The following is a 15,581-nucleotide window of genomic DNA, read 5'->3' on the forward strand; positions in this document are numbered from 1 at the left end:
ACCCCCAGCAGGGGGTGCCGCCCTCGGTCGCGTACAGCGAGGAACTACCGAGCCGAGGCTCAGAAGTCCATGTCACCGCCCGGCATGCCGCCCGGAGCGGCCGCGGAGGCCTTCTCCGGCTTGTCGGCGATGACGGCCTCGGTGGTCAGGAACAGCGCGGCGATGGAGGCCGCGTTCTGCAGGGCGGAACGCGTCACCTTCGCCGGGTCGATGATGCCCTCGGCGATGAGGTCCACGTACTCGTTGGTCGCGGCGTTCAGGCCGTGGCCGACGGGCAGGTTGCGGACCTTCTCCGCCACGACGCCGCCCTCGAGGCCGGCGTTGACGGCGATCTGCTTCAGCGGGGCCTCCAGGGCCAGCTTCACGATCGCGGCACCCGTGGCCTCGTCGCCCGAGAGGTCGGCCTCGAGCTTCTCGAAGACGTTGGAGGCCTGGAGCAGGGCCACGCCACCACCGGCGACGATGCCCTCCTCGACGGCCGCCTTCGCGTTGCGAACGGCGTCCTCGATGCGGTGCTTGCGCTCCTTGAGCTCGACCTCGGTCGCGGCGCCGGCCTTGATGACCGCAACACCGCCGGCGAGCTTCGCCAGGCGCTCCTGCAGCTTCTCGCGGTCGTAGTCGCTGTCCGAGTTCTCGATCTCGGCGCGGATCTGGTTGACGCGACCGGCGACCTGCTCGCTGTCACCGGCACCGTCGACGATCGTGGTCTCGTCCTTGGTGATGACGACCTTGCGGGCGCGGCCCAGCAGGTCCAGGCCGGCGTTCTCGAGCTTGAGACCGACCTCCTCGGAGATGACCGTGCCGCCCGTGAGGATGGCGATGTCGTTCAGCATGGCCTTGCGGCGGTCGCCGAAGCCCGGAGCCTTGACCGCGACGGACTTGAAGGTGCCGCGGATCTTGTTGACGACCAGGGTCGACAGGGCCTCGCCCTCGACGTCCTCGGCGATGATCAGCAGGGGCTTGCCCGACTGCATGACCTTCTCCAGGAGCGGGAGCAGGTCCTTCACGGAGGAGATCTTGGAGTTGACGATCAGGATGTACGGGTCGTCCAGGGACGCCTCCATACGCTCCATGTCGGTGGCGAAGTACGCCGAGATGTAGCCCTTGTCGAAGCGCATACCCTCGGTGAGCTCCAGCTCCAGACCGAAGGTCTGGGACTCCTCGACGGTGATGACGCCTTCCTTGCCGACCTTGTCCATCGCCTCGGCGATGAGCTCGCCGATCTGGGTGTCGGCGGCGGAGATGGAGGCCGTGGAAGCGATCTGCTCCTTGGTCTCGACATCCTTCGCCTGCTCGAGCAGGGCGCCGGAGACGGCCTCGACGGCCTTCTCGATGCCACGCTTGAGGGCCATCGGGTTGGCGCCGGCCGCCACGTTGCGCAGGCCCTCGCGGACGAGCGCCTGGGCGAGGACGGTCGCGGTGGTCGTACCGTCACCGGCGACGTCGTCCGTCTTCTTGGCGACTTCCTTGACCAGCTCGGCGCCGATCTTCTCGTACGGGTCCTCGAGCTCGATCTCCTTGGCGATGGACACACCATCGTTGGTGATCGTGGGGGCGCCCCACTTCTTCTCGAGGACGACGTTCCGGCCCTTGGGGCCAAGGGTGACCTTGACGGCGTCGGCGAGCTGGTTCATCCCGCGCTCGAGACCGCGCCGTGCCTCCTCGTCGAACGCGATGATCTTGGCCATGTGAAGTGGTCCTCCCGGACATGGGGTGGATAACGCTCCAGGACCGCGCCGACGCCCGCGACGGACGGCCTGCGTGCCCTGTGGTTCCTTGCCCCACCTGGCCGCGGACCTCGTCTGCCCGATCCTCGTAAGCACTCTCACCTTCAGAGTGCTAACGCCAATGATTAGCACTCGACCCATGCGAGTGCAAGCGCCTCTCGATGATCGGAACCCTGTCGCGCGCCCCCCGCACGCGCCGCGCCCCCCGCACGCACGAGGGGTCCGCATCCCGGTCAGGATGCGGACCCCTCGGCGTGAGAACGCGTGAGTGCGTACGTGGTGGCCGATCGCGCCGTGCTCAGACGGCGAGCTTGACCATGTCCGCCTGCGGACCCTTCTGGCCCTGCGAGATCTCGAACTCGACCCGCTGACCCTCTTCAAGGGTGCGGTAGCCGTCCATCTGGATCGCGCTGTAGTGGACGAATACATCCGCACCACCGTCGACCGCGATGAAGCCGTAGCCCTTCTCCGCGTTGAACCACTTGACGGTGCCCTGAGCCATGCCTAACTCCCCTATTACTGGCCCTTGCGCGGGACCGCACTTCGCGGACCCGGGTCAGACCCTGCGCCGGAACGCGTCGACCGCGGCTGAATGTATCTGCCCAACTGCCCTCTGCAACAGGTCAATCGGACGAGAATTCTGGGCATGGCGTAAAGGAGAATTGAGGAGAATTCACTGAATTCCGGGGCAAGTCGGGCCCGGCAAAACGCGCAGAAGGTACACAACGCACCTGCACTTTGGCTGCTTCTTGTCGCGGGCAGGCGCATTCTCATATGCGTCTGGCACGAGCGGCGAGGGAAAGCCGGGGGGAGTTCCCCAACTCTACCGCGCTCAACCATGCAGAATTGCCCCCTCCGCTTCTCTCGCGGAAGGGGCAATTCGGTTACGCCGGGTAACGCGGGGAGCCACAGACGGCCCAGCAGCCACCGGCACCGTGCCGGATGGTCAGCCTCCGGCGACGGCCGGGATGATCGAGACGCCGGCGCCGTCCGGCGTCGCCGTCTCCAGGCCCTGCTCGAAGCGGACGTCGTCGTCGTTGACGTACACGTTCACGAAGCGGCGCAGCTTGCCCTGGTCGTCCAGGACACGGGCCGCGATGCCCGCGTGGTTCTTCTCCAGGTCGGCGATGACCTCGGACAGGGTCGCGCCCTCGGCGGCGACCTCGGACCGACCGCCGGTGTAGGTGCGGAGGATGGTGGGGATGCGGACCTTCACGCTCATGGGGTGTTCACCTTCGGTGGCTTCGGACAGGGCGGGCGGGGACGGGGCGGGGACAGGGCGGCGGGGTGGCCGGAGCGGCCGGTGCCCCGGCCGCTCCCGCACCTCGGCGGTCGCGGGCGTCAGCCCGCCAGGCCTGCTTCGCGGAACGCGTCCAGGCTCGGGCGGATCGTCGCGGTCGCCTGCGAGGTATCGGCCACCGCGTCCAGCGTCTTGAGGCCGTCACCCGTGTTGAGCACGACCGTGGTGAGGGCCGGGTCGATGAGGCCGGCCTCGACCAGCTTCTTCGTCACGCCGACCGTCACGCCGCCCGCCGTCTCGGCGAAGATGCCCTCCGTACGGGCGAGGATCTTGATCGCCTCGACGACCTGCTCGTCGTCGACGTCCTCCACCGCACCACCCGTGCGGCGGGCGATGTCGAGGACGTACGGGCCGTCGGCCGGGTTGCCGATGGCCAGCGACTTGGCGATGGTGTTCGGCTTCTGGGGGCGTACGACGTCGTGGCCCGCCTTGAAGGCGGCCGACACCGGCGAGCAGCCCTCGGCCTGGGCGCCGAAGATCTTGTACGGCTTGTCCTCGACCAGGCCCAGCTTGATGAGCTCCTGCAGACCCTTGTCGATCTTGGTGAGCTGCGAGCCGGAGGCGATCGGGATCACGAGCTGGTCCGGGATCACCCAGCCCAGCTGCTCGCAGATCTCGTACGCGAGCGTCTTGGAGCCCTCACCGTAGTAGGGGCGCAGGTTGACGTTGACGAAGCCCCAGCCCTCGCCCAGCGGGTCGCCGATGAGCTCGGAGCAGAAGCGGTTGACGTCGTCGTAGTTGCCCTCGATGCCGACCAGCTCACCGCCGTAGACGGCGGCCATGACGACCTTGCCCTGCTCCAGGTCGTGCGGGATGAACACGCAGGAGCGGAAGCCGGCGCGGGCGGCGGCGGCGCCGACGGCGCCGGCCAGGTTGCCGGTGGAGGAGCAGGACAGGGTGGTGAAGCCGAAGGCGCGGGCCGCCTCCAGGGCCTGGGCGACGACGCGGTCCTTGAAGGAGTGCGTCGGGTTGCCGGAGTCGTCCTTGACGAAGAGCTTGCCGGGCTCGACACCGAGTTCGCGGGCGAGGTTGTCGGCCTGGACGAGCTTGGTCCAGCCGGGGTTCAGGTTCGGCTTCTCGGCGACGTCGGCCGGGACGGGCAGCAGCGGGGCGTAGCGCCAGATGTTGGCGGGGCCGGCCTCGATCCGCTTGCGCAGCGCCTCGGGGTCACCGGTGGGAAGGTCGTACGCGACTTCGAGCGGGCCGAAACAGAGCTCGCAGGCGAAGATCGGGCCGAGCGGGAAGACTTCACCGCATTCCCGGCAGGAAAGGCCCGAAGCGGGACCGAGATCGACGGTCCGGGAGGTTTCGGTGGAAACAGTCTGTACAGCCATGGAGGCGAGGCCCTTTCTCCTCATCTTTCTCATGACGAACGTCGTCATGAGACGGATTTGGCACCTTCCCTAGCCGGGAGCCTCGCTGGCGCGTTGTGTCGCGGACGAGACCGACTGGAGGGTTGCCGGGGCTTCAACGGGCCGTTTCCCTCTGCCCCTCTGGATGAGCGGTATTCGATTGTGTGAAGCGGTTGTGGGACGCGGGTGGGACCCCGACATGCATCGGGCATCCGCGTTGTTCAAGACTGTAACCGAAGGCCCGGAGGGTTGAACCTGCCGTCCGAACCGCGAGATGGAGATCACGTGCTGGAGGAAGTGGAGCGCTGGCTGGGCCGGCGGTCCTGGTCCGTGGCGGACCGTTCGCTCGACCGCATCCTGGCGGCGAAGCACGGGACGACGGTCAGTGTCGTCCTGCCCGCCCTCGACGAGGAGGCGACGGTCGGCGACATCGTCTCCGTGATCCGCCGGGAGCTGATGACCGAGGCGGTCCCGCTCGTGGACGAGCTGGTGGTGATCGACTCCGGTTCCACCGACCGTACGGCGGAGTTCGCGGCGGCGGCCGGGGCGCGTGTCGTGGCGCGCGACGCGATCCTGCCCCGGATTCCGGCCGTGCCCGGCAAGGGCGAGGTGCTGTGGCGGTCACTGATGGTGACGCGCGGGGACGTCGTCTGCTTCGTCGACGCGGATCTGCGGGACTTCTCCGCGGACTTCGTCACCGGGATCGTCGGCCCTCTGCTCACCGACCCCGACGTCGACTTCGTGAAGGCGATGTACGACCGTCCGCTGGGCGACTCCCCAGGTCAGGGCGGCCGGGTGACCGAGCTGGTGGCACGGCCGCTGCTCAATCTGCACTGGCCGCAACTGGCCGGCTTCGTGCAGCCGCTCGGCGGCGAGTACGCGGCGCGCCGCTCGCTGCTCGAACGGCTGCCGTTCCCCGTCGGTTACGGAGTGGAGCTGGGTCTGCTCGTGGACGCGCTCCACACAGTCGGCCTGGACGCGCTCGCCCAGGTCGACGTCGGGGTCCGCAAGCACCGGCACCAGGACGGCCGCGCGCTCGGCAGGATGGCGGCTGCGATCTACCGGACGGCGCAGCTCCGGCTCTCCCGGGGGCATCTGGTGCGACCCCGGCTGACGCAGTTCGAGCGGGGCGACACCGGTTTCACCCCGCGGACGTACGCGGTGGACACCGAGGAGCGTCCGCCGATGATCGACATCTCGGAGTACGCGCACCGCCGCGTGGCGTAGCGCCGGATGATGATGCTTTTTGCATACATTTCCGTTCCATGCCGTTCACCTCTCGAATGACCACGTTGCCGATGGCGCTCGGCCTCGCCGTCGGCTCACTCGGTTCGCTCGGCTCGCTCACCCTCGCCTCGGCCGGACCGGCCGCGGCTGACGTGGTGGAGCCCTTCGGCAAACGCTACGAAGCCTCGCTGTACGGCGACTTCACGACCATCGGCGCCATCGCGGCCGTGACAGCCGGCCACGGCTCCGGGACCGGGACCAGGACCGGCTCCGGGACCGGGACCGGGACCGGGACCGGGACCGGGACCGGGACCGGGACCGGGACCGGGACCGGGACCGGGACCGGGACCGGGACCGGGACCGGCTCCGAGACCAGGACCGGCTCCGAGACCGGCTCCGGCCACGGCTCCGGGACCGGCCACGTCGTGATCCCGGCCGGCGCCAAGGTCGCGTACGCCCGGCTCTTCTGGGGCGGGCACGACGGCACGTACAGGACGCCCAGCGGGGCCCTGTCGAAGCGGTGCGCCGGCTCCGGCCGCGACGCGGCGACCCCGTCGGGCGACCACGCCACGACCGAGCCGCGCATCAAGGTCGGGGCCGGGCCCGAGACGACGGTCTCGATCGACAGCATGGTGACCGACCCGGCCGACATCGGCGGTGCGCACTACTACACGGGCGAGTCGGACGTCACGGCCGCGTTCGCGGGCGTGACCGGCACCGACACGCCGGTCACGGTCGGCGGTATCTGGACGGCACGGGGCACGGGCTGTGTGTCTGGCTGGTCCCTGACGGTGGTCCACGAGTTCCCCGGCCCCGAGCCCGCCTTCGCTCCGGACCGGCGTGCCGTACGCGTCTACGGCGGGCACGTCCTCCAGCGGTCCACCTCCCCCGCGACCACGATCGCCGTCGACGGGTTCCACCGGACGGCGGGCCGGGCGCGGGCGAGCGTGACGGCCTACGGCGGCGAAGCCACACCGGGCGACGCCTTCCTCGTGCACGGCAGGAAGGTCACCGCGGCCCACTCCCCCGACGGCACGGGCACCTCCCTCGTCACGGCCTTCGACATCCCGGAGGGCACTCTTCCGGTGGGCGCCCGGTCGACGGAGCTGACGTTCACCCCGACGGGCGACACGTACGTGCCCTCCGCGCTCGCCTTCTCCGTACCGGTGCCGGACCTGGAGATCACCAAGACGGCGAACCCGCGGAAGGTGAGGCCGGGCGACACCGTCACGTACACGATCACGGCGAAGAACACCGGCCGTCTCGACCATCCGGACGCCCGGTTCGGCGACGACCTGACGGGGAACCTGGACGACGCCGCCTACAACGGCGACGCGAAGGCCACGATCGGCACGGCGACGTACGACGGGCGCTCGATCGCCTACACGGGGGACATCCCGGCCGGCGCGACGGCGCGGATCACCTACTCGGTGACGGTCGACGACCCGGTGCGCGGTGACGGCAGGCTGACGAGTGGCATCGAGGCCGCGTCGCCCCGTTCCAACTGCGGGCCGGGCAGCGCGGATCCGGCCTGCACCGTGACCCCGGTCATCGCCCTTCCGACGCCAGACCCGACGGCCACCCCGACCCCGACCCCGACTCCGACCGCGACCCGGACGGACCCGGCGGACCCGAAGGCCGCGAAGGACCCGAAGGACGCGGGTGGCACCGCACCCCCCTCACCGACCCGGCCTCCGACCCCGACCCCGACCCTGTATCCGCATTCGTATCCGAGCGAGTCCGAGGCCGGGCTGCTCACCGCCCCCGCCACCCACCGGCCGGGCCCGGCCGTCCCGCACGGCCCCGGCGGCGCGATGGCCGAGACCGGATCGAGCGGTGAGCGGCTGTGGCTGCTCGGCGGCCTCGCACTCGCACTGGCCGCGACCGGTGTGGTGGCGAAGGCGGCCCTCCGTGGGCGCCGCGAGCCATGAGGCGTGGATTCGCCAGACTTGTATACGTACGTTTGAGCGTTTACGCGACGGGCTAGGTTCGCCACATGGCTTCTGTGCTCGTGGCGTCCAACCGGGGTCCGGTCTCGTACGCCCTCGCCGCCGACGGCACGCTCACTGCCCGGCGCGGCGGGGGCGGTCTCGTCTCCGGGCTGAGCGCGGTGTCCTCCCAGGACAGCGTGTGGGTGTGCGCGGCGCTCGGGGACGGCGACCGCGAGGCGGTGCGGCGCGGGGTCACCGAGCCCGGTGTGCGCATGCTGGGCATCGCCCCGGAGGTGTACGCCGACGCGTACAACGGGATCGCGAACTCGGTGCTGTGGTTCCTCCACCACCATCTGTACGACGTGCCCCACGAGCCCGTCTTCGACGCGGAGTTCCGGCGCCGCTGGGAGTCGTACCGCGACTACAACCGGGCCTTCGCCGAGGAGCTTGCGGCCCGGGCCGACGAGGGCGCGGCGGTCCTGGTGCAGGACTACCACCTGGCGCTGGTCCCCGGGCAGCTCCGCGAGCTGCGGCCGGACCTGCGGATCGGCCACTTCACGCACACGCCGTGGGCGTCGCCGGAGTACATGCGGATGCTGCCGGAGGAGGTCCGCGAGGAGCTTCTGTGGGGAATGCTCGGCGCGGACGAACTCGGTTTCCACACCTGGGGATGGGCGAGGGCGTTCATCGACGGGGCGCACCTCGACGGCGAGCAGGGCGAGGCCGCCGGGGTCGGGCGGGACGACGACCCCTGGCGCGGGGTGGAGCACCGCAGGGCGGGCGGTGAGCCGCGGCGCACCAGGGTGCAGGTCTTCCCGCTGGGCGTGGACGGCGACGACCTCCGCTCGCTCGCCCACACCCCCGAGGTCGACGGCCGGCTGGCCGCGCTGCGGGCCGAGATCGGCGACCGGAGGACGATCGTGCGGGTGGACCGCACGGAGCTGTCGAAGAACATCGTCCGCGGCCTGCTGGCGTACCGGGAGCTGCTCCGGGAGCGCCCGGAGTGGCGGGGCAGGGTCGTCCACCTGGCCTCGGCGTACCCGTCCCGCCAGGACCTGGAGGTCTACCGCGCGTACACGGCGGCGGTCGCCCGGCTCGCGGAGGAGATCAACACCGAGTTCGGCACGGACGACTGGCAGCCGGTGCTGCTGTCGGTGAAGGACGACTTCCCGCGCTCCCTCGCGGCGTACCGACTGGCGGACGTGGCACTGATCAACCCGGTCCGCGACGGGATGAACCTGGTGGCCAAGGAGATCCCGGTGGTGTCGGAGGAGGGGTGCGCGCTGGTGCTCTCCACGGGCGCCGGCGCGTACGAGGAGCTGCGTGAGGACGCCCTGACGGTCAACCCGTACGACGTCTCGGAGACCGCCCGCGCTCTGCACCGCGCGCTGACGATGCCCCCCGCCGAACGCGCGGACCGCTCGAAGCGCCTGGCCGCCGCCGCGACGGCGCTGCCGCCGCAGCGGTGGTTCCTGGACCAGCTGGACGCCCTGCGCGGCGGCACCGAACCCCCGGCGCCGCCGCGCTGACGGCCTCTCAGGCCTCAGAGGTGCGAACCGCCTCCGCCAGGGCCGAAAGGAGATCCACCACCCCCTGCGGCCCCGCCACCGACAGGTCGGCGCGGTCCGCGAGTTCCTGGACCTCCGTGGAGCCGCTGCAGACCAGCAGGCCCGGAGTGCCGTTCGAGCGGAGCTTCTCCACGGCCGCGAAGGCCGGCAGGTCGCCCAGGTCGTCGCCCGCGTACAGGACGGACCCCGCGCCCACCTCCCGTACGTACTCCGCGAGCGCCACGCCCTTGTCCATGCCGGGAGGGCGCAGTTCGAGGACCATGCGGCCGGGTTCGAGGACCAGGCCGTGGCGGGTGGCGAGGTCGGCGAGCGGGGCCTTGAGAGCCTCGAAGGCCGCCTGGGGGTCGGTCGAGCGGCGGGTGTGGACGGCGACCGCGCGGCCCTTCTCCTCGATCCAGGTGCCCGGCCAGGCACCCACGCCGTCGAGGAAGCCGGGGAGTTCGGCGCGCACGGACGCCACGCCGGGGTGGACGGCGGAGGCCTGGACGGTGCCGGTGACCGCGTCCCAGCGCTCCGCGCCGTAGTGGCCGAGGACGACGAGACGCTCGAGGCCGGGGACGCCGGCGAAGCCGCCGTACCGTACCGCCACGCCCGCCGGGCGGCCGGTCACCACCGCCACCGAGGCGATCCGCGGGGCGAGGACGGCGAGCGCGGGGACGGCGCCGGGGTGGGCGCGGGCCTGTTCGGGGTCGGGGACGATCTCGGCGAGCGTCCCGTCGAAGTCGAGGGCGACGACGGCCTTCTCCGGCCGCGCGAGAAGCGCGGCCAGACCGTCGCGGCCTGCGGACGTGGTCGGGTGCGGAAGGCTGCTGACCATACGACGACCCTACCGACGCGGGCTCACCGGCGCTGCTCCTTCGCGGCACGGACCCGGCGCAGCCGGTTGACGGTCACCGGGTCGTGCCTGAGGGCGCGCGGGTCGTCGATGAGGGCGTTGAGGAGCTGGTAGTAGCGGGTCGCGGAGAGGCCGAGCTGCTCGCGGACGGCCCGCTCCTTGGCGCCGGGGCCGGGCCAGGAGCGGCGCTCGACGGCGAGCACGGCCCGCTCCCGTTCCCCGAGCCCGTCGTCGCCGGGCCCGGAGTCGCCGGCCCCCGCGTCACCGACAGCGGGGCCACCGTCCCCGCTGCCCCCGGGTCCGGAGTCGCCGAACCCCTCGTCGCCGGGCCCGGAGTCGCTCGTGTCGGTCATACGAACAACCTATTACTCCGCGCTCTCGGCCGCCGTCGCCGCTCGTGCGATCTCCCCCAGCACGTCTGCGGGCTTCGCCCCCGGAGTGATGGCCTTGCCGATGTTCTGCTTGATGTGGTCGCTGACCTGGGCCCAGGACGTCTTGCCGACCGGCGGCAGCTGCGAGTTCGGCAGCTCCGTGAGGAACTCGCGCAGGTTCTTGTGCTCCTCGTCGCTCTCCATCCGGGAGAACGCGCTGACAGTCACCGGCAGCAGGTCGTTGTCGCCCGCGAACTTCAGCACGTTCTCGTCGCTGAAGACGAAGTCGAGGAAGTCGCCGATCTCCTCGCGGTGACCGTTCTGCTTGAAGCCCATGATCCAGTCGGCGACGCCCATGGACGCCTTGGCCTTCCCGTTCGCGCCGGGCAGCGCGACCTTGCCGACCTTGACGCCCTTCTTCTCGGCCTCCTGCATGAGCGAGGGGTGGCCGTTGAGCATGCCGACCTCGCCGCGCGAGAAGGCGGCGAAGGCGTCCTTGCGGTTGAGCTTGCCGGGGGCGACGGGGCCGGTGAGCTTCTTCTGGACCAGGTTCGTCTTCAGCCAGTCGAAGGTCTCGACGTTCTGCTCGGAGTCGATCCGGTAGCGGTCGGTGCCGTCGGTGTAGCCGTCCCCGCCGCTGAGCAGCCACATCATCGTCTCGGCCTGCGCCTCCTCCGGGCCGAGCGGCAGCGCGAAGGGGTAGGTGACGTCCTTGGCCCTGAGCTTCTCCGCGGCGGCGGCCAGCTCGTCCCAGGTGGTCGGCGGCTTGCTGACGCCGGCCTGCTCGAAGAGGTCCTCGTTGTAGAAGAGCAGCCGGGTGGAGGCGACGAAGGGCAGGCCGTACTGGGTGCGCTTGTGCTCTCCGGCGGAGGCGAGGGGGGCCTGGAAGTTGGCCTGGACGGGGATGGAGAGCAGCTCGTCGGCGGAGTAGAGCTCGCCGGCCGCCGCGTAGTCGGCGTAGGCGCCGATCTGCGCGACGTCGGGGGCCTGGCCGGCCTTGACCATCTCGGCGACCTTGCGGTCGACGTCGTTCCAGGACTCGATCTGGACCTCGACCTGGACGCCGGGGTGCTTGGCCTCGTAGGCGGCGGTGAGCTGGTCCCAGTACTTCTTGGTGGTGTCGCCACCGGTCAGGTCGTAGTCGGCCGCGACCAGCTTCAGGGTCACGTCGCCGGAGTCGCCACTGGTGAGACCGCAGCCGGAGAGCCCCGCGGTCATGCCCAGCGCGGCGAACGTCGCGGTCAGTCCAAGAAATCGCCGCTGCACAGCGTTGCCCCACCCTCATGCTCGTCGTTGAGCTGTGATTTTCACAGAAGAGGAAGCATAAGGTCTACACCACTTGGGCAAGTTCTCGGGATCGACTGGAGACCGGGTGGAGCCGCACGTCGGCCGCCGCCCCATGGATTTGTATCCCTGCGCAACAATATCGGCCAGTGGACTAGACCTTTCGGGCCTGCACACGCGAGACTGTTCCCGTGAGACACGTCATCGCCCTCGATGTGGGCGGCACCGGCATGAAGGCCGCCCTCGTCGGCGCGGACGGCACCCTGCTCCACGAGGCCCGGCGCGCCACCGGGCGCGAACGCGGCCCCGAGGCGGTCGTCGAGACGATCCTCGACTTCGCCGCCGAGCTGCGCGCCTACGGGCTGGAGCGGTACGGCGAGCCCGCCGCGGCCGCCGGAGTCGCCGTCCCCGGCATCGTCGACGCCGAGAACGGCGTCGCCGTCTACGCCGCCAACCTCGGCTGGCGCGACGTCCCGATGCGCGCCCAGCTCAGCGAACGCCTCGACGGCATCCCGGTCGCGCTCGGCCACGACGTCCGCACCGGCGGCCTCGCCGAGGGCCGGATCGGCGCCGGGAACGGCGCCGACCGCTTCCTCTTCGTGCCACTCGGCACCGGGATCGCCGGCGCCATCGGCATCGGCGGTGTCATCGAGGCGGGCGCCCACGGCTACGCCGGCGAGATCGGCCACATCGTCGTCCGCCCCGGCGGCACCGAGTGCGGCTGCGGCCAGCGCGGCTGCCTGGAGCGGTACGCCTCCGCCTCCGCCGTCTCCCTCGCCTGGGCCGCCGCCTCCGGCGACCCGGACGCCGACGCCGCCGACTGCGCCAAGGCCGTCGAGTCCGGCGACGCCAGGGCCGTACAGGTCTGGCAGGACGCCGTCGACGCGCTCGCCGACGGCCTGGTCACAGCGCTCACCCTGCTGGACCCCCGCACGCTCATCATCGGTGGCGGTCTCGCCGAGGCCGGGGAAACCTTGTTCACACCACTGAGGGCCGCCGTGGAGGAACGCGTCACGTTCCAGAAGCTGCCCGCCGTCGTCCCCGCGGCCCTCGGGGACACCGCCGGATGCCTGGGCGCGGGCCTCCTCGCCTGGGATCTTCTCTCCCTCGACTCGGAGGTATCCGCCTGATGGCCGTTTCCACAGTTCTCGCCGGTGCCCGTGTGGTGCTGCCGACCGGCATCGTCGAGAACGGACGGGTGATCGTCGACGGCGGTCGCATCGCGGGCGCCGCGCCCGGCGACGCGCCGACGCTCGACCTCACCGGCCACTGGGTCGTCCCCGGCTTCGTCGACATGCACAACCACGGCGGCGGCGGCGCCTCGTTCACCTCCGGCACCGTGGACGAGATCCTCACCGGCGTCCACACCCACCGGCTGCACGGCACCACCACCGTCGTCGCCTCCTTCGTGACCGGCGAGATGGACTTCCTGAGCGCCCGCGCCGGATTGCTCTCCGAACTCGCCGAGCAGGGCGAGATCGCGGGCATCCACTTCGAGGGCCCGTTCATCGCGCCGTGCCGCAAGGGCGCGCACGACGAGACGCTGCTGCGCGACCCCGACCCGGCCGACGTCCGCAAGCTCATCGACGCCGCCCGCGGCCAGGCCAGGATGGTCACCCTCGCCACCGAACTGCCCGGCGGCATCGACTCCGTACGCCTGCTCGCCGAACACGGCGTGGTCGCCGCGATCGGCCACACCGACGCGACGTACGAGCAGACCGTCGAGGCCATCGACGCGGGCGCCACCGTGGCGACCCACCTCTACAACGCGATGCCCGCCCTGGGCCACCGCGCCCCCGGCCCGATCGCCGCGCTCCTGGAGGACGAGCGGATCACGGTCGAGCTGATCAACGACGGCACCCATCTGCACCCGGCCGCACTGGAACTGGCGTTCCATCACGCGGGGCCGCGGCGGGTCGCGTTCATCACGGACGCCATGGACGCGGCGGGCTTCGGCGACGGCCGGTACATGCTCGGTTCGCTGGCCGTCGAGGTGAAGGACAGCGTCGCCCGGCTCGTCGAGGGCGGCTCCATCGCCGGCTCGACCCTCACCCTGGACCGCGCGTTCAAGCGGGCCGCGACCGTCGACGGACTGCCCGTCGAATCCGTCGTCCAGGCCATCTCCGCCAACCCCGCCCGGGTGCTCGGCATCGACGACCGGGTCGGCTCGCTCGAACCCGGCAAGGACGCCGACCTCGTCGTCCTCGACGCCGGCTTCGACGTCAAGGGCGTCATGCGCAAGGGCACCTGGGTGGTCGAGCCGCAGTCGGCCTGATCTCACCACACGGCGCAAGGCGGTTGGTCCGGGGACTGGGCCAACCGCCTTGCGTTTGGCATGATCGTGACGCGTTCTACGGCTGTTCCAAGAACTTTCGACGGGCTACGGGGGTACGGCAGGTGATTCTCACGGTCACCCTCAACACGGCGCTGGACCTCACGTACCGCGTCCCCGCCCTCACCCCGCACGCCTCCCACCGCGTGACGCAGGTGATCGAACGCCCCGGCGGCAAGGGCCTCAACGTCGCCCGCGTCCTCGCGGCCCTCGGCCACGAGACGGTCGTGACCGGCTTCGCGGGCGGCTCCACCGGCGAGATCCTCCGCGGGCACCTGACGGCGACCCCCGTCCGCGACGAGCTGGTCCCGATCGCGGGACCCACCCGCCGTACCGTCGCGATCGCCGACACCACGACCGGCGACACCACCCAGCTGAACGAGCCGGGCCCGGCCATCACCCCCGCCGAGTGGACGACCCTCACGGCCCGCTACACCCACCTCCTCGCCGACGCCTCAGCGGTGGCCCTGTGCGGCAGCCTGCCCCCCGGCATCCACGTCGGCGCGTACGCGGAACTGATCCGGCTCGCCCGCTCCGCCGGCGTCCCCGTCCTCCTCGACACCAGCGGCGAGCCCCTGCGGCGCGGCATCGCGGCCCGCCCCGACCTGGTCAAGCCGAACGCCGACGAGCTGGCCCAGCTCACCGGCTCCCGCGAGCCGCACCGCGCCACCCGCGACGCCCGCCGCCGCGGCGCGCACGCGGTGGTCTCCTCGCTGGGGCCCCAGGGCATGCTGGCCGCGACCCCCGACGGCCTCTGGCACGCGGCCCCGCCGGCCCCGGTGAAGGGCAACCCGACGGGAGCCGGAGACTCGGCCGTCGCGGGCCTCCTCGCCGGCCTGGTCGACCGGCTCCCCTGGCCGGACCGCCTGACCCAGGCGGTCGCCCTGTCGGCGGCGACGGTGCTGTCCCCGGTGGCGGGCGAGTTCGACCGGGGCGCGTACGAGGAACTGCTGCCCCGGGTGACGGTCACGGAGCAGTCGGCGGCGGCTTGAGCCGGAAGCCCCTCGCCTCGAAACGCCTTACAGCGGGTTCCGGCCGCCTTTCGCTCGATTCGCCACTCCCGAAATTCGAACAGATTGACAAAGATCAAGGAGCTCAACGAATCGATCTCAAGGGAACTGCATGCGCAGGAAGATCACGACCGTCGCCGGAACCATTGCCGCAGCGGCTGCTCTCACGGTAGCGATGTCAGGCTCGGCTTACGCGACATCCGGCATCGTCGGGTGCTCCACAACCGGCGCGTACGGCGACATGGCGTACACGAACTACCACGGCCCGGCCGCCACGATCGGCCTCAAGTTCAGCCTGGAGGACACCCTGGCTGACAAGAACGGCGTCCGGATCCGCCTTGTCTCAAGGGACGTCAAGGGGGCGGTCCACTACTGGCCGTGGCGCACGCATGGGAGCGGCACCGTCAGCACGTGGAAGACCACCGCCTCGCACGACAGGGGACTCTTCGAAATCGCAGTCGAGGTGGCGCGCTTCTACCCCAACGGGAAGCTCAGGAACAGCTGCATCGACTGGTCCTGACCCGAGAACGAAGGGGTGGGTGGGGCACCGCCGCGCCACCCCCCCCCCCCCCTCCCCCCACCCGGATGGGGGACCCAAAACCCCCCACGCCTTTCGTGGCCAGCCTTCCGCGACACATGGTTCA

The 15,581-nt window shown here is 71.0% G+C and carries 14 protein-coding genes and 1 riboswitch; of the genes, 7 read left to right on the forward strand and 7 right to left on the reverse strand.

All coding sequences use genetic code 11. From position 1 onward, the window contains the following. Nucleotides 1-59 precede the first annotated feature (59 nt). The 4 genes from groL to thrC form a co-directional block, all read right to left on the reverse strand. Nucleotides 60-1,688: a chaperonin GroEL gene (gene groL / locus ACFUJR_RS02455; RefSeq protein ID WP_352191606.1), complete on the reverse strand. Its 1,629-nt coding sequence runs from the start codon at nt 1,686-1,688 to the stop codon at nt 60-62. Nucleotides 1,689-2,025: 337 nt separating this feature from the next. Continuing rightward, nucleotides 2,026-2,229: a cold-shock protein gene (locus tag ACFUJR_RS02460; RefSeq protein WP_005315736.1), complete on the reverse strand. Its 204-nt coding sequence runs from the start codon at nt 2,227-2,229 to the stop codon at nt 2,026-2,028. Nucleotides 2,230-2,673: 444 nt separating this feature from the next. Next, nucleotides 2,674-2,949, reverse strand: coding sequence for a MoaD/ThiS family protein (locus ACFUJR_RS02465; RefSeq protein WP_383167950.1), 276 nt, complete (start codon nt 2,947-2,949; stop codon nt 2,674-2,676). Nucleotides 2,950-3,068: 119 nt separating this feature from the next. After that, entirely contained in the window at nt 3,069-4,361 is a 1,293-nt protein-coding gene (gene thrC / locus ACFUJR_RS02470; RefSeq protein WP_383167953.1) for a threonine synthase, read from the reverse strand. Between the two features lie 17 nt (nt 4,362-4,378). Then, a riboswitch (SAM riboswitch) is annotated at nt 4,379-4,531 on the reverse strand. 133 nt (nt 4,532-4,664) lie between these two features. On the opposite strand from thrC, the gene ACFUJR_RS02475 reads away from it, so the two are divergent. The 3 genes from ACFUJR_RS02475 (at nt 4,665) to ACFUJR_RS02485 (ending at nt 9,066) form a co-directional block, all read left to right on the forward strand. Beyond that, entirely contained in the window at nt 4,665-5,606 is a 942-nt protein-coding gene (locus ACFUJR_RS02475) for a glucosyl-3-phosphoglycerate synthase (protein WP_383167956.1), read from the forward strand. A 56-nt stretch (nt 5,607-5,662) separates the two neighbouring features. Next, nucleotides 5,663-7,537: a hypothetical protein gene (locus ACFUJR_RS02480; protein WP_383450195.1), complete on the forward strand. Its 1,875-nt coding sequence runs from the start codon at nt 5,663-5,665 to the stop codon at nt 7,535-7,537. A gap of 65 nt (nt 7,538-7,602) precedes the next feature. Then, on the forward strand, nt 7,603-9,066 hold the full coding sequence (locus ACFUJR_RS02485) for a trehalose-6-phosphate synthase (RefSeq protein ID WP_383167962.1): 1,464 nt from the start codon (nt 7,603-7,605) through the stop codon (nt 9,064-9,066). A 7-nt stretch (nt 9,067-9,073) separates the two neighbouring features. Here the strand turns inward: ACFUJR_RS02485 and otsB are convergent, their stop codons facing one another. Genes otsB through ACFUJR_RS02500 form a run of 3 tightly spaced genes read right to left on the reverse strand, consistent with a single transcriptional unit; the run spans nt 9,074 to nt 11,577 of the window. After that, on the reverse strand, nt 9,074-9,922 hold the full coding sequence (gene otsB, locus ACFUJR_RS02490; RefSeq protein ID WP_383167966.1) for a trehalose-phosphatase: 849 nt from the start codon (nt 9,920-9,922) through the stop codon (nt 9,074-9,076). Between the two features lie 23 nt (nt 9,923-9,945). Next, nucleotides 9,946-10,293 (reverse strand): DUF3263 domain-containing protein, encoded by a 348-nt coding sequence (locus tag ACFUJR_RS02495; protein ID WP_383167969.1) that lies wholly within the window; start codon nt 10,291-10,293, stop codon nt 9,946-9,948. Nucleotides 10,294-10,305: 12 nt separating this feature from the next. Continuing rightward, nucleotides 10,306-11,577, reverse strand: a complete 1,272-nt coding sequence (locus tag ACFUJR_RS02500; RefSeq protein WP_383167972.1) for an ABC transporter substrate-binding protein — start codon at nt 11,575-11,577, stop codon at nt 10,306-10,308. Between the two features lie 209 nt (nt 11,578-11,786). Here ACFUJR_RS02500 and ACFUJR_RS02505 point away from each other — a divergent pair, with 209 nt between their 5' ends. The 4 genes from ACFUJR_RS02505 (at nt 11,787) to ACFUJR_RS02520 (ending at nt 15,457) form a co-directional block, all read left to right on the forward strand. Continuing rightward, entirely contained in the window at nt 11,787-12,725 is a 939-nt protein-coding gene (locus tag ACFUJR_RS02505) for an ROK family protein (protein WP_383167975.1), read from the forward strand. Beyond that, entirely contained in the window at nt 12,725-13,870 is a 1,146-nt protein-coding gene (gene nagA / locus ACFUJR_RS02510) for an N-acetylglucosamine-6-phosphate deacetylase (RefSeq protein WP_383167979.1), read from the forward strand. The genes ACFUJR_RS02505 and nagA overlap by 1 nt, the downstream gene beginning before the upstream one ends. Before the next feature lie 122 nt (nt 13,871-13,992). Further along, a complete protein-coding gene (locus tag ACFUJR_RS02515) occupies nt 13,993-14,919 on the forward strand; it encodes a 1-phosphofructokinase family hexose kinase (RefSeq protein WP_383167982.1) in 927 nt (308 codons plus the stop codon). A gap of 130 nt (nt 14,920-15,049) precedes the next feature. Next, a complete protein-coding gene (locus tag ACFUJR_RS02520) occupies nt 15,050-15,457 on the forward strand; it encodes a hypothetical protein (protein WP_383167985.1) in 408 nt (135 codons plus the stop codon). The last annotated feature ends 124 nt before the right edge of the window (nt 15,458-15,581 follow it).

This window comes from Streptomyces sp. NPDC057271 (assembly GCF_042668715.1).
Taxonomy (GTDB): Bacteria; Actinomycetota; Actinomycetes; order Streptomycetales; family Streptomycetaceae; genus Streptomyces.

What these genes read in the sequence shown, in the direction of transcription:
- groL (WP_352191606.1), bottom strand. Translation starts at nt 1,688, where the DNA reads ATGGCCAAGATCATCGCGTTCGACGAGGAGGCACGGCGCGGTCTCGAG.
- ACFUJR_RS02460 (WP_005315736.1), bottom strand. Translation starts at nt 2,229, where the DNA reads ATGGCTCAGGGCACCGTCAAGTGGTTCAACGCGGAGAAGGGCTACGGC.
- ACFUJR_RS02465 (WP_383167950.1), bottom strand. Translation starts at nt 2,949, where the DNA reads ATGAGCGTGAAGGTCCGCATCCCCACCATCCTCCGCACCTACACCGGC.
- thrC (WP_383167953.1), bottom strand. Translation starts at nt 4,361, where the DNA reads ATGGCTGTACAGACTGTTTCCACCGAAACCTCCCGGACCGTCGATCTC.
- ACFUJR_RS02480 (WP_383450195.1), top strand. Translation starts at nt 5,663, where the DNA reads ATGACCACGTTGCCGATGGCGCTCGGCCTCGCCGTCGGCTCACTCGGT.
- ACFUJR_RS02485 (WP_383167962.1), top strand. Translation starts at nt 7,603, where the DNA reads ATGGCTTCTGTGCTCGTGGCGTCCAACCGGGGTCCGGTCTCGTACGCC.
- otsB (WP_383167966.1), bottom strand. Translation starts at nt 9,922, where the DNA reads ATGGTCAGCAGCCTTCCGCACCCGACCACGTCCGCAGGCCGCGACGGT.
- ACFUJR_RS02495 (WP_383167969.1), bottom strand. Translation starts at nt 10,293, where the DNA reads ATGACCGACACGAGCGACTCCGGGCCCGGCGACGAGGGGTTCGGCGAC.
- nagA (WP_383167979.1), top strand. Translation starts at nt 12,725, where the DNA reads ATGGCCGTTTCCACAGTTCTCGCCGGTGCCCGTGTGGTGCTGCCGACC.
- ACFUJR_RS02520 (WP_383167985.1), top strand. Translation starts at nt 15,050, where the DNA reads ATGCGCAGGAAGATCACGACCGTCGCCGGAACCATTGCCGCAGCGGCT.